The organism is Actinomadura luteofluorescens (genome assembly GCF_013409365.1).
Lineage (GTDB): Bacteria > Actinomycetota > Actinomycetes > Streptosporangiales > Streptosporangiaceae > Spirillospora > Spirillospora luteofluorescens.
The window spans coordinates 6,452,367-6,464,791 of record NZ_JACCBA010000001.1 but is presented as its reverse complement, the minus strand read 5'-3'; the positions used below and the strand labels follow the sequence as shown (position 1 = coordinate 6,464,791).

The 12,425-nt window shown below is 72.6% G+C and carries 10 protein-coding genes; 4 read left to right on the top strand and 6 right to left on the bottom strand.

The genetic code is table 11. The features are described 5' to 3' along the window. Positions 1-30: 30 nt before the first annotated feature. Positions 31-687: a GOLPH3/VPS74 family protein gene (locus tag BJY14_RS30150; protein WP_218905645.1), complete on the top strand. Its 657-nt coding sequence runs from the start codon at positions 31-33 to the stop codon at positions 685-687. A gap of 157 nt (positions 688-844) precedes the next feature. On the opposite strand, the gene BJY14_RS30145 is transcribed toward BJY14_RS30150, so the two are convergent. The 3 genes from BJY14_RS30145 to BJY14_RS30135 form a co-directional block, all read right to left on the bottom strand. Next, complete coding sequence (locus BJY14_RS30145) at positions 845-1,726, bottom strand: nucleotidyltransferase family protein (protein WP_179846705.1); 882 nt, start codon at positions 1,724-1,726, stop codon at positions 845-847. A 199-nt stretch (positions 1,727-1,925) separates the two neighbouring features. Next, positions 1,926-2,507, bottom strand: a complete 582-nt coding sequence (locus tag BJY14_RS30140; RefSeq protein ID WP_179846704.1) for an O-methyltransferase — start codon at positions 2,505-2,507, stop codon at positions 1,926-1,928. Then, complete coding sequence (locus BJY14_RS30135) at positions 2,504-3,208, bottom strand: TetR/AcrR family transcriptional regulator (RefSeq protein ID WP_179846703.1); 705 nt, start codon at positions 3,206-3,208, stop codon at positions 2,504-2,506. The genes BJY14_RS30140 and BJY14_RS30135 overlap by 4 nt, the downstream gene beginning before the upstream one ends. Positions 3,209-3,375: 167 nt before the next feature. Here BJY14_RS30135 and BJY14_RS30130 point away from each other — a divergent pair, with 167 nt between their 5' ends. Further along, positions 3,376-4,179 (top strand): SDR family NAD(P)-dependent oxidoreductase, encoded by an 804-nt coding sequence (locus tag BJY14_RS30130; protein ID WP_179846702.1) that lies wholly within the window; start codon positions 3,376-3,378, stop codon positions 4,177-4,179. 31 nt (positions 4,180-4,210) lie between these two features. Here BJY14_RS30130 and BJY14_RS30125 read toward each other — a convergent pair whose 3' ends face one another. Together BJY14_RS30125 and BJY14_RS30120 are read right to left on the bottom strand one after the other, a co-directional pair. Beyond that, positions 4,211-5,602, bottom strand: a complete 1,392-nt coding sequence (locus BJY14_RS30125) for a hypothetical protein (RefSeq protein ID WP_179846701.1) — start codon at positions 5,600-5,602, stop codon at positions 4,211-4,213. Further along, complete coding sequence (locus BJY14_RS30120; protein ID WP_218905643.1) at positions 5,586-7,382, bottom strand: selenium-binding family protein; 1,797 nt, start codon at positions 7,380-7,382, stop codon at positions 5,586-5,588. The genes BJY14_RS30125 and BJY14_RS30120 overlap by 17 nt, the downstream gene beginning before the upstream one ends. A 681-nt stretch (positions 7,383-8,063) precedes the next feature. Between BJY14_RS30120 and BJY14_RS30115 the strand changes: the two genes are divergently transcribed. Together BJY14_RS30115 and BJY14_RS30110 are read left to right on the top strand one after the other, a co-directional pair. Continuing rightward, the gene (locus BJY14_RS30115) at positions 8,064-8,648 is read left to right on the top strand and encodes a dihydrofolate reductase family protein (protein WP_179846700.1); all 585 of its coding nucleotides are present in this window, start codon (positions 8,064-8,066) and stop codon (positions 8,646-8,648) included. 75 nt (positions 8,649-8,723) lie between these two features. Then, positions 8,724-10,121 (top strand): MFS transporter, encoded by a 1,398-nt coding sequence (locus BJY14_RS30110; protein ID WP_179846699.1) that lies wholly within the window; start codon positions 8,724-8,726, stop codon positions 10,119-10,121. Here the strand turns inward: BJY14_RS30110 and BJY14_RS30105 are convergent. Then, positions 10,094-12,325, bottom strand: a complete 2,232-nt coding sequence (locus BJY14_RS30105; RefSeq protein WP_312879473.1) for a lantibiotic dehydratase — start codon at positions 12,323-12,325, stop codon at positions 10,094-10,096. The genes BJY14_RS30110 and BJY14_RS30105 overlap by 28 nt on opposite strands. Positions 12,326-12,425 lie beyond the last annotated feature (100 nt).

Below are 12,425 nucleotides of genomic sequence, written 5' to 3'. Positions count from 1 at the left end.
CGTGCCCTCGCCCCCATCTGAGGAGAAGACATGTACCAGAACCTGCCCCTGCCCCAGCGCCTCTACCTGCTCTGCTACACCGTGGACAAAGCCAAGTTCGAGATCGACAACCTGCAGGGCCGCGGCCAGCTCCTGCGCGCGGGCGCGATGGTCGAGCTCGCTCGCGCCAGGTCGCTCGGCACCGAGGGACGAAAGGTCGTCCGGCTCGATACCGAACCAGGGGATGACCCTTTCCTCGTCCAGGTGTGGAACGAACTCCCCGAGAAGCCGAAGCGCTGGCTCCACTACCTGCACGCAAAGGCGCACACGGCCGAACGACCCGTCCGCGATCTGCTCGCCGGGGCCGGAGTTCTGACGCTCCCGGAGAGGCGAGGTCTGTCGCCGCTCGGATCCCACCATGTCACCGTCGAGGACCCGCAGCAGGTGGCCGTCCTCCAGAAGCGGGCACGCGACGCGGCGCTCTCCGGCGCCGATGCGGCGGATCTCCCCTTGGACGAAGTGGCGATGGCCGTTCTCACCCTCGAATGCAAAACAAGCAGTGTGTTCACGAAAGAGGAGCGCCGTGAACACAGAGAAACGCTGAAGGTGCTCGCCGCGCACTTCGACACGGCGGTGCCCGGGCTGCGCAGAGCGCTGCGCAACTCGTTCCTGTCGAGCAGGGGCACCGGCGGCGGCTGGGGCAACTGAGTACTTCCGCGTCCTGTGGAAGGCGCCCGATCCCGGCCTGCCGGGGACGTCCGCGAGCTGGGAGACCGCCGTCACGCAGCGGCGCGTCGCCGTCAGCGGAGCCGAGGCCGACCACCCGTTCGTCCTGGTCTACGACGCGTCCACCGGCCGGCGCCGCCTACGTTCCGCGGCGGTGCCGGCCGGTGGCTTTGATCAGACGGGGCGGCGCGGAGGATGCCCGCCACAGCTGGACGAGGTGCTGCTCGTCGGCGCCCGCATCACGGTCTCGGACGCTCGCGCGGACGCGATACATGCACGTGGACGGCCACACCAGGTCGAACTCGAAGAGGGTGACCGCCTCGTGCCCGGGTGCGGCGGCCCGGAGCGTGGCCGCCGCCGGTGGCGGTCCGGGGACGTCGACGGTGTGGAACGTCCAGGAGTATTCGGCTACGCCGTCCCATGGCTCGGTCTCCAGCGGGGGCGGACCGTCCAGGAGTTCGGCGGTGAGGCGGACGGCGCCGTCGCGCGTGCCGGTGAGGATGTGGGAGCGGACGGCGACGCCGTCGCCCTCGTCCAGCCAGGCGTAGGAGTCGAACCGGTACGGGGTGACGGGGAAAGGGTGATCGACGCCGGGAGCGGCGAACAGGACGTAACACCCCAGCTCGTCGACCTGGACGGTGACGCTGCGGTGCTGCGGCGCCGAAGGCTGCCAGGGCGCCGGCAGGCGGTCGCCGAGGGCTTCGCCGATGCGGTTCCGAAGCCGCCGGGCGGGCGTCGACTCCTCCGGCTCGCGGGCGGCGGACTGGAAGGCGTCCACGTCGAGCAGGCCGGAGAGCAGGAACCAGTGGTCGGGGGTCAACGACACCGTGACCGTGGTGTCCTCGGGCAGGTCGATGGTGTGGTGGCCGGTGCGCTCCCACAATTCGTCGAGTATCGCGCTGTATTCGCCGGCCTCGGCGACGTCGCCGTTCTCGCGCAATGACCGGCTGCTGTTGTCCAGCCTGCCGACCAGGTGGTGGCGTTCCTTCAGGCTCATCTCTATCGGATAGAGGGAACTCATTTTCGGAATCGTATGTCTTTCCGGGGAAGGGCCGGCCGGCGGGAACGCCCGCCTCCACCTGCGCAGGCAAGATCAGGTCACCGCCGCGGTAAAACGGTGGGCGGTGCCACGAGTCGTTCGCAGCCGGCAGGGCGCGGAAGGTTCGTCCGAAGGACGCCCCCGGAACAGGCCGGGCGTCGGCGGCCCGCCGAAACCCGGGTCAGGCCAGGCGGGACACGATGAGCGCGGCGGACTCGGGCGTCACCAGCACCTCTGTTCCGGCGAAACCGGGGCGGCGCAGCCAGGACTCGCGGACTTCGTCACGGTCCTTCCCCGCGCGGTCCGCCGGGCGGGGAAGCCATGCGGGCGTCAGGTCGTCGATGATCACAAGGCCGCCGACCGCGATGGAGTCGGCGAGGTCGTCGCCCAGTTCCTTGGCGCCGGCGCAGTCGGGGAAGACCAGGGCGAAAGGGCCGTGGCGCAGCACGGAGGACCAGTCGCCGATGACGACCTCGACGCCGGGGACGTCGCCCAGGACGTCCCGAGCGACGGCCCCGTACCGGGCGTCGGCCTCGACGGTGACCAGCCGGGTGTCCGGCCGCTTGCCGGCCGCCATCCACGCGGTGCCGACTCCGCAGCCCGTACCGAGTTCGGCGATGGGCCCGGCGCTTCCCGCCGCCAGAACCCGCAGCAACCGCCCGACCTCGTCGGTGCACGACCGGGTGAATCCGGCCGCCGAAGCGGCTTCCCGCGCGGCGGCGACGACCTGCGGGATCTCCCCGGACGGCGCGCGCTCTGTCATGGCGTTCCTTCCCTGGCCTGCCTCTTCGTCTTCGGCCCCGGCGTGCCGGCCGAGGTGTCCTCCAGACGATCGACCGTGGCCGGGGCGATCCCGACGTCGGGGTTGATGGCGCGGGCCGTGCGCAAGGTGGCGGTCAGGGCACTGGTCGCCAGCCGGACGAGATGCTCTTGCGGGACGTCATGGTGCTGGATGTGGTCGACGATGAGTTCGTCGAGATAACCGACCCAGCCGCGCATGGAGGCGCGGAGTACGGGATGGATGGGGTGTTCGGCGCCGAGAGCGTCGAGAATGCGGAGAGCGCCCTGCCAGCGCAGGTCTTCGATAATGGCGCGGACCTCGGGGTCCGAACCGTTTCCGCCGCGGATGAGGGTGAGGAATCCCGCCGCGTGGCGGTCCATGTAGGTGATGTGCCGGCTGATGGCGTCGCGCAGCCGCTCGGCCGGCGTCTCGCCTTCGGGCGGGGTTTCCTGAAGGGTTCGCAGCGCTTCGCCGGCCGCACGGATGGTGGCCAGGTAAAGCCCGCGCTTGTTGGTGAAGTGGTGCGCGATGAGCCCGTACGCGACGCCCGCCCGGCGCGCGATCTCGGTGGTGGTCACCTCGTCGTAGGCGCGTTCGGAGAACAGCTGCGAGGCGGCCGTGACGAGCCGGACGCGCCGGTCGACGCGGGGCGTCTCAGTGCCGTCGGGCTGCGGGCCGGTCATGGCAGCAGCCTAGAGCGCATCGGCGGTCGGCCGCGGAGCTCGGTTGCGGCGCAGGGCGACGGCCCTTGCTTGACGGTGCGGGAGAGCGGTATTACCGTCCTGATTGATTGATAATCAGTCAACTCGGGAGGCCTGATGGGCGCCACCATTGCGGCGGGAGCGGGCGGGTGAGCCGTCGACCAGTGGCAGGGGCGCCGATCCTGGTGACGGGCGCTTCGAGCGGGATCGGCCGAGCGGTGGCGTTCGCCCTGGCGGAGCGGGGTGGGCGGCTGGCGATCGCCGCCCGGCGCCGGGCGGCGCTGGAAGACGTCGCCGACCAGATCGAGGACGCCGGTCGGATACGTCCATGCGTGATCGAAGCGGACCTGTCCCGTCCGGGCGCGGCCGCCGAACTGGCGCGGGCCGCGATGTCCGCGCTGGGCGGTGTCGAGATTCTGATCAACAACGCCGGAGCCGGTCTGGTGGCCGCACAGAGCATCACCGGTGATGACGACCAGGCGCGGGCGCTGTTCGAGACGAACCTCTGGTCACCGCTCGCCCTGACCCGCCACCTTTTCCCCGCCCTGCGCTCCAGCGGCGGGGTGGTGGTGAACGTGACCTCCACCCTGCGTGCCGTGCCGATCCCGCTTCTCGGCTACTACGGCGCGTCCAAGGCCGCCCTGGCGCATCTGACCCTCACGCTGCGGAACGAACTGAAGGGCACCGGCGTGTCGGTGCTGGAGATCGTCCCCGGCGCCACGGACACCGCCGCCCGCGACATCGATCTGCTCCCCTGGCGGGCCGGGCCGATGCGCACCCCGCCGCCGGTCACACCCGAGTCGGCGGCCAAGGCGATCGTGAAGGCCGTCGAGAGGGGCGGGCGTCGCCGCGCCCACCCGGCGACGTCGCTCCTGCCCCTGGAGGTGCCGGCCTTGGGACGGCTCATCGCCGCGATCGTGACGCGCCGCGTCGAGACCGGTTCCGCCGGGTAGGCGGCGTGGCCGTCCCGTGTTTCCCGAGGGGTCAGGCGAGGGGGCCGGTGGCGACGGTGATGGTGCCGCCGGGGAGCCAGCTGGTGCCGGTGTGCGTGTGTTGCGCCGGGGTTCTCGACGGCATGAAGGTGACGAGGGATGCCGCGTACAGGCGGGGCGGCTCGTCGTCTTCCCTGCTGCCGCGCCATGCCGCGTAGCCGGTGGCGGTGGGCGTTTCGTCCGGGAAGCGGGCCCGGAGTTCGGCGGCGTAGCGGAGCGGGTCCGGGGCGCGTGGAGAGAAGCGCAGCGGGAGCATCTGGGCGGCCGGGATGGCCAGCAGCGGCGCGCTGAGCAGCCAGGGCGCCAGGTAGGCGCCCTGCCCGCGCAGGCTGCCCCGCGCCATCTGGCGGAGGGCCGCGTCCGCCTTCGACCAGCCCGAGACGAGGACGACCGGCCGGTTCGCGCCCGCCGTCGTGATCTTCATTCCGGCTCGCGCGGTCGCCTCCCGGACGGCCAGCGCCGCGGCCCGCGAGCGGGGTGATCCGTCGGCGACCAGGTGGACGGAACGGACCCCGCGTCCGGCGAGGAAGCCGACCGTCGCGCGGAGGGCGGCGGCGTCCGCGGTGTCGAGACGGTCGGCGGGACACGGGGGTGGGGCGCCGCCCGAGACCAGGGCGCCGAGGGTGGCGCTCGCGCATTCCGGGCCGTCCGTGCGGAGCTGCGGCGACGCCGCCGAGCCCCGGCCGGTGTCGACGGTGATGGAGGCCGTCCGGCCACCCGAGCCGACGTTGATCCGGCTGCGGCCGGGCGGGAGCCACACCTGCCGCCAGGTCCCCGGCGCGCCCGGCATGCGCGACGTCGCGCTCGCCGGGTCGCGGGACGTCCCCACCGACACCGGACGGTCGCCGGCGTGGACGAGGTTCCAGCCGGGGCGCTGCGGCGTCACCAGGATCGGCATCCGCTCCCCGGCCACGTCGACCTCGCGCAACAGCGGAACTCCGGACGTGACCCGGTCCCGGACGACCGCGAGCGAGCCGCCCACGGTGAGCGTCGCGAGCGCGGCGGCCAGAACCGCGCCGGACGCGACGGAGCGCCGGGGGTGCTGCAACGCGCGGGGCGTCGCGAGCGCCACCGCGGCCAGCGCCAGGGCCACGAGGACGCGGTCCACCGCCACGAGGTAGCCGACCGCCGCGACGGCGGCGACGACGGAGACGAGCACGGTGAGCCTGCGGGACGGCGGGCCGGTGCGCGGCCGGAGCAGCGCGGCGCCCGCCACGACGGCGGTGGCGAGCAGGGCGACGACGCGGATCGCGGTGGTCGTCCAGCCGTCGTCCGGCACCGCGCCGTGCCCGCCGTGCCCGCCGTCCGCCCACGCCGGGGAGGCGACGAGCAGGAGCGCGGCCGCCCCCGCCGGAACGCGCAGGACGTCAGCGGACGTCGGCATCGGAGACCGCGAACAGGACGCCGTGCGGCCGGGCGTCGCCGGTCTCGCCGTGCGGCCACGCGGACCGGTTGAACTCCACGCACGGGCGGCCGGTGTACTCGTCCTTGAAGGTCCGGTCCAGGGAGAGCTGCTGCCGCGGCGAGATGTTCACCATGCAGACGCGGTGGTCGCCGTCGAACGGCGACGCGGCGACGAAGTAGTTCGCCAGCACGAGCCGGGTCGGCTGCCGCGTCTCCTGGTAGTAGCCGCCGGGGCCCTGCCGGAAGTTGTCCAGCGCCGCCCAGTGCGGGCCGCCGGCCGTCGGGTCCTCGACGGGCAGGACGCTCACCAGGGACGGGCAGTCGGGCTCGGCGCCGCCGCGCGTGACCTCTTCCATGGTGTCGATGTTGCACCGGGTCCGCTTGCCGGCGTCGACGAGCTTTCGGACGTCCAGCACGTACACCATGCCGGTGTCCTTGCCGCCGGACGACTCGTCCCCCCGGCGCATGACGACGTGGTACAGGTACCGGTCGTCCGCGCTGGTCTGGAGCCAGGAGCCGCCGTCCATGCCGACACGGTTGTCCAGCTCGGGGGCGAGCCTGGTGAACGCGGTCGTGTCGTCGAAGACCTCACGCCATTTCGGCTTCGGGTCGGTGATGTCGGGTGTGTAGTAGATGGACGCTCCGCCCATCGTCGACACGAATCCGCCCTTGTGGTGGCGTTCGTTGGTAAGCGCCGTCTCCATCACCACGCGCGGCTCCTCCTCGATGAGGAACGGCTCCTTGCGCGGGCCGTCCGGCAGGCGGGAGACCGACAGCAGCCTGGGGCGGTCGCGTTGCGCGATGTCGTAGATCCGCACGGTGTCGCGGGCGATGTAGAAGTCGGCGGACGGGATCAGCATCAGGCTCCGCACCTCGGCGAAGTCGCTGGTGACCAGCCGGTTCAGGTCCTCGCGCACCCGGATGCCGTGCGGGTTGGCGCAGGTCGGCGGGTCCACCTGGGGGATGCTGTGGCAGGTGTCGGGCTCCGCCGCCTCCGTGGCCGCCGGGTACTCGACCCGCACCCTGCCGCTCTGGTCCAGCCGGAGCACCTCGCCGGGTGTCCCGGCCGCGCCGTTGCCGGTCCTGACCTCGCCGTGCGTGTACGTGCACGGTCCGGGGACGTTGGGACCGCCCATGTAGGCGCCGTACGCGGTGCCGTCCTTCAGGGTCGTGAAGGCGTCCGGGGCCGTGCCGCAGGGGGTGTCCGTGGCGGTGACGACGCCGCTGAGCCTGACCTGCGGAAGCCGCGCAACGTCGAACACGTAGGTCGTGTCGCTGAGCAGCCCGCCCGCGTACACCTTGTCGCCCTTGTGCCACACGTACTGCATGTGGTGCGGCTCGTTCTGCAGCAGCGGGCCGATGGTCGCGGTGTTGACGACCTTGCCGTAGTCGCGGGAACCCTTCGTCGCGTCGATCACGGCGAGGAAGTCGGGGTCGGCGGAGCCCTCGCCGTCGGCCTTCCGGTGGGCGGCGTGGCTCGCGGCGCCGACCGGACCGCCGGGGACGCTCGCGTCGCCCGTCCAGACCAGCAGCCACTCCTTCCGCCGGCCTTCGCCCTTCGTACGCACGACGTGGTTCGTAACGGTGTAGGTGGTGCCGTCGCGTCCCTTGACGCTGGACGTGCTGACGACCACGTCACCGGCCCCGGCGTCCGCCCCCGCCAGGGGTGGGGACGCGACCAGCCCGGCGGCGGTCGCCGCCAGCGCGATGAGAACGATCGCCCTTCGGCGCAGGTTCGAGAACGGTTCGATGCCGACCATGGCCTTCTCCCCCGTGTTTCTGCAGGCGGGATCGCCGAGCGGCGTCAATTTACTATACTAATTACTAGCTATCCAGGGCCGGATGCGCGGCCCGCGAGCCCGAAGCCTGAAGGGCGCGCGGATTAACGCCCCCGAAGCCCGGACATGAAGACTTTCCGCGTCCGAGGACGCCGTTCCGCAACACAGCCGCCCCGGTGTTCCACCGGGCACGCCCGCCAACGCCCACGCCACACCCGGCCGACGCGCCCACCCCGAACTCCACGGCACCAAGCGCAGAACATACCCGCTGGTCAGCACATATGCGGTCGAGCCGAACTCCACCCGATGCCCCCGCCGGAAAATCCACCGTCCCACCAACGCCGGGTGAACTCTCGGGTCAATACCGTGCCCACTTTGGAGCGTTTCCCCCGCCGCCGACCTCCGAGCAGCATCCGCCCACCCCGCCAGAGGCCACCCCACACCCGCCCGCCATTCCCGATAGAACGCGCTCAGAGGCCACACCTCCGCTACAGAATCCTCTAGCTGACCAAATCCGGCCCCCCGACCGAGGTTTGAGCGAAGCGCTTCGACGATCGCTTGTTGAGATCTCGCCCTCGCGGTGTCGATTTCGGGGGCGAGCGTTCGTGTAGAGGGTGACAGGGCCGCGGCGGAGCGGCCCGCGCAGCGGAAGGAATCAGGTCGATGCGCTCGATCAGCGTCACGATGTTCGTCTCCCTCGACGGAGTGGTCCAGGGGCTGGGGCGCCCGGACGAGGACACCCGCGGCGGGTTCACCCACGGAGGCTGGGGCCCGAAGTACAACGACGAGGTGATGGGCCGCGAGATGGCCAAGGGGATGGCCAACGCAGGAGACATGCTGTTCGGCCGCCGAACCTGGGAGGACTTCCTCAACGCCTGGGGACGGGCCACCGACGGCAACCCGTTCACCAAGCACATGAACGCGGCCACGAAGTACGTGGCGTCAAGGACGCTGGACGACGCGGACGCCTGGGAGAACTCGATCCTGCTGCGCGGCGACGCCGCGGAGACGGTCGCGGAACTGAAGGCCCGGCCGGGCGGGAATCTCGCGATCAACGGCAGCGCCGCCCTGGTCCAGAGCCTGCACGCCGCCGGCCTGATCGACCGCTACACCCTGCTGATCCATCCCCTGACCCTCGGCACCGGCAAGCGCCTCTTCGAAGGCCCCGCACCCCTGACCGAGTTCGACCTCACCGAAACCGTCACCACCCCCAAGGGCGTCATCATCGCCCACTACACCCGCCACTGACCCCGGATTTGGGGGCTGGTAGGGGGATGGGGGGTTGGTTAGTTTTTGGGTGGGTTGGTTCTTCTTGAGGAATCCATGCTTCCTGCGAAGGTTTCTGGGCGGCGTCCTGGGGTTGGGGGCGGTGGGGGGTTGGCGCTGGCGTTGTTGTGCGGGTGCCAGCTCACGTTGGTGGTCGACGCCTCGATCGTGAACATCGCGTTGCCCAGCATTCAGCGGGGGCTCGGGTTCAGTGACGCCGGGCTTTCGTGGGTGGTCAACGCGTACACGCTCGCGTTCGGGGGGTTGCTGCTGCTCGGGGGGCGGGCCGGGGATCTACTCGGGCATCGGCGGGTGTTCGCCGCGGGGGTGGGGGTGTTCACCGTCGCGTCGCTGGCCGGGGGGTTCGCGGTCGCGCCGGGGTGGCTGCTGGCGGCTCGGGCGCTGCAGGGCGTCGGGGCCGCGTTCGCCGGGCCGGGGGCGCTGGCGCTCATCGCGGCCACGTTCCAGGACGCGGAACGCAGGAGCCGGGCGCTGGCCGTGTTCTCCATGGTCGCGAGTGCGGGGATGGTCGTGGGTCTGGTGCTCGGGGGCGTCCTGACCGCGTGGGCGTCGTGGCGGGCCGTGCTGTTCGTCAACGTGCCGGTGGGGCTCGCGATCGTGCTGCTCGTGCCGCGGGCCGTGCGGGAGTCGCCCAGGCAGGAGGGACGGTTCGACGTGGGCGGGGCGCTCGCGTGCACCGTCGGGTCGGCGCTGCTGGTCTACGGGTTCATCCGCGCCGCCGAGCGGGGGTGGTCCGGGACGCTCACGGTGGGCGCCTTCTGCGGGGCGGGGGTGCTGCTGGCGCTGTTCCCGGTGATCGAGTCGCGGGCGCGGCAGCCGATCGTCCCGCTGCGGCTGTTCGCCGACCGGGACCGGGTGGGCGCCTTCCTCATGCGGTTCCTGCTCACGGCGGCCATGAGCGGGATGCTGTTCTTCCTGACGCTCTACGTGCAGGGGGTGCTGGGGTACGGGCCGCTGGCGACGGGGTTCGGGTTCCTGCCGACGACGATCGCGCTGATCGCCGCCAGCCGGGCGGTGCCCGGGCTGCTGCCCCGGTACGGGCCGCGGCCGATCATGGCGGCCGGGGCCGTGCTGTGCGTGGCCGGGATGGTGTGGCTGACGCAGGTGTCGCGGGACAGCTCCTACGTCGCGGTGATCCTCGGGCCGGTGCTGCTGTTCGGGGCCGGGACGGGGCTGGTGGCGGTGGCGGCGACGTTCACGGCGATGCGGTCGGTGCCGACCGGGGAGTCCGGGGCCGCCTCGGCGCTGCTCCAGAGCATGCAGCAGATCGGCGGATCGCTGGGCGTCGCCGTTCTGGTCACCGTGGACCATGGCGGCTCGTCGGAGGTGGACGGCATGCGGGACGCGTTCACGGCCGGGGTCGCGTTCACCGCCTGCATGCTCGTGGCGCTGGTCGCCTTCCGCGCTCAGGGACGTTCCGGATCGCAGAGCTGAAGCCGCAGCTCGCAGCTGTAGCGCCGGCCGTCCGCGCCGGGCAGCCATGATTCGTCCAGGTCCGGCAGCAGTTCGGTGAAGACGACGGGGACGTCGTCGCCGGACGTCTGGCGGGCGGCGCGGAGCAGCGTGGCGAACGAGGAGACGTAGCGGGGGCCGGTGAAGTCGACGTAGACGGGCTTGACCTCCGTGCCGACCTTCGCGAAGACGCGTTCGGGCATGCCGAGGGCGCGGCGCAGGCGGCGGGCGGCGAGGTACTCGCGGGGGCCGTGCGCGGGTGCGATGCCGGTCCCGCCGACGGTCGTGCGCCAGGTCTCGCGGGCGACGACGAGCCCGTCCAGGGTGAGCCGCGGGTGGTGGGGGCCGGCGCCGGCGAGCTTGAACGCCTCGGCGCCGAGCCAGCCGAACAGCAGCGCGAACACCTCGCGGAGCGGGCGCCGGAGCCCGTCCGGTCCGGTGACGTCCAGGGCCGCGTCGTGCTCGGCCACGGTGAGCGCCACCAGCGGCAGGACGCGGGCGGGGTCCGCTCCGGGTGCCGGGGCGAACTCGAGCTGGTGGTCGGTGGCGCCGAGGACGGGTGCGATGCGCGCGGTGTACTGGGGCCACCAGGTCGGGTACAGCGGCCGGAACTGGGGGCCGATGTCCTCGGCCGCCGCGGCGCGCAGCCGGTCCGGGTCGGGGTGCCGGTCGGCGAAGACGGCGCAGTCGAGGGTCGGCCACGCGGTGTGCATCTCGCCGAGGACGAGGGTGAACTCCCCCGCCGCCATCGCCTCGGCGCCGGCCGCGCCGAGGCACAGGTCGGGGCTGTGGATGCGGGCGCCCGCCCAGCCGGGACGCTCGGCGGCGAACAGCCGGGCGGCGGGTTCCGCCAGGTCGGCGGCGGTGAAGGCGAGGCGGCGCTCGCCCGGTGCGCCGTCCAGGCCGAACAGCGCGTTCCAGCGGCGGGCGAACTCGGCGGCGACCGCGTCCACCGGGCGGTCGGGCCCGGTCAGGAGGGCCTGGGCCGCGTCCCAGAACGCGGGCATCGGCACGCCGCCGGCGCCCGGTTCGAGCAGGTCGCGGTACAGGTCGCGGAAGGCGGCGTCGTAGGCGTCCGCGAGGGTCGCCGACAGCCAGCGCGCGGCGGGCAGGAGGACGGAGCCGAACGGGCCGGCGAGCGCGTTTAGGAGCGGGCGCCCGAACGTGACGTCCAGGTCGCGGACGGTGTCCTCGTAGCAGAGCCGCCGCCCCGCGTACATCTGGCCGCTGCGCCGCTCCGGCTCCGCTCCGGTGACGGCGGTGAACTCGGCGTCCAGGTGCTCCAGCGCGGCGGCCAGGGCGCCGGCGTCGCCTGCGGCCGCGGTCACGGAGGCGCGTGCCCGGTCGAGCCGGGCGAGTCCGGCCAGTGCCCGTTCCCGGGCCTTCGGTTCGGGGATCGCGTCGAGGGTGCCGCGCAGCACGCGTTCCGCCTGCGGGTTGTACGGCATGTCCACGCCCCGCCAGACGATCCCTTCGTCGACCAGCCCGTCCAGGGCGGCCGCCAGGGGCGGGTCGGGGGCGATCTCGGCCGCGGCCCGGGCGCCGTCGCAGCGGGACAGCACCTCGGCTTCGGCGGCGGTCAGGGGGCGCGGGTCCTTCCCCGGGCGCAGGACGCGGTCGCCGTCGGCGAGCAGGTGCGGGTGGACGCCGGCGGGCAGCCACGGCGCCACGTCGGGGTCGTCCAGGAGGGCGGCGACGTACGCCTCCAGCGCCCAGAACTCGAAGTCGACCTTGCGGGACCGGACCAGCCCCGCGCCTGGGCGCGCCTCGACGGCGTCAACGACCTCCGGGTCGAGGGTGCCCCAGGCGACGGGGCCGAAGAAGCCCGCGGTGTCGTTCTTGCCGCAGTAGCGCTGCCAGTAGCGGACGAGGGTGTTCTCGCGCCCCCGCCGCTTCTTGCGCTCCAGCCTCGGGTTCTTCCCCGGCCGGGCGGCCGCGCCGTCGGCGAGACGTGCCAAATGCAGCGCGGCGGCGGGGTTCTGCCATGTCACCGCCTCCCGGAAGAGCGGGTCGGTGGCGATCTTCGCGGCGGCGCGGCTCGCGTCCGCCAATGCGGCGTCCATGGCCTGCGCGAATTCGGTTTCACCGGTGCCGCCGTCGAGAAAGTCGTCGGCGGTCGCGGCACATTCCGGCGCGGCGAAAAGCGCGAGTCCGTCCGCGGGGAATCCGGTGGAGCGGATCAGCACATCTCGCCAAACCGTCCATCGCGTTCCGGGTAGCGGCACCGAGTGCCGTCCATCGCCCATGCGATCTCCCTCCGCCACCGAAACGGCTCTCGCCCCGCGA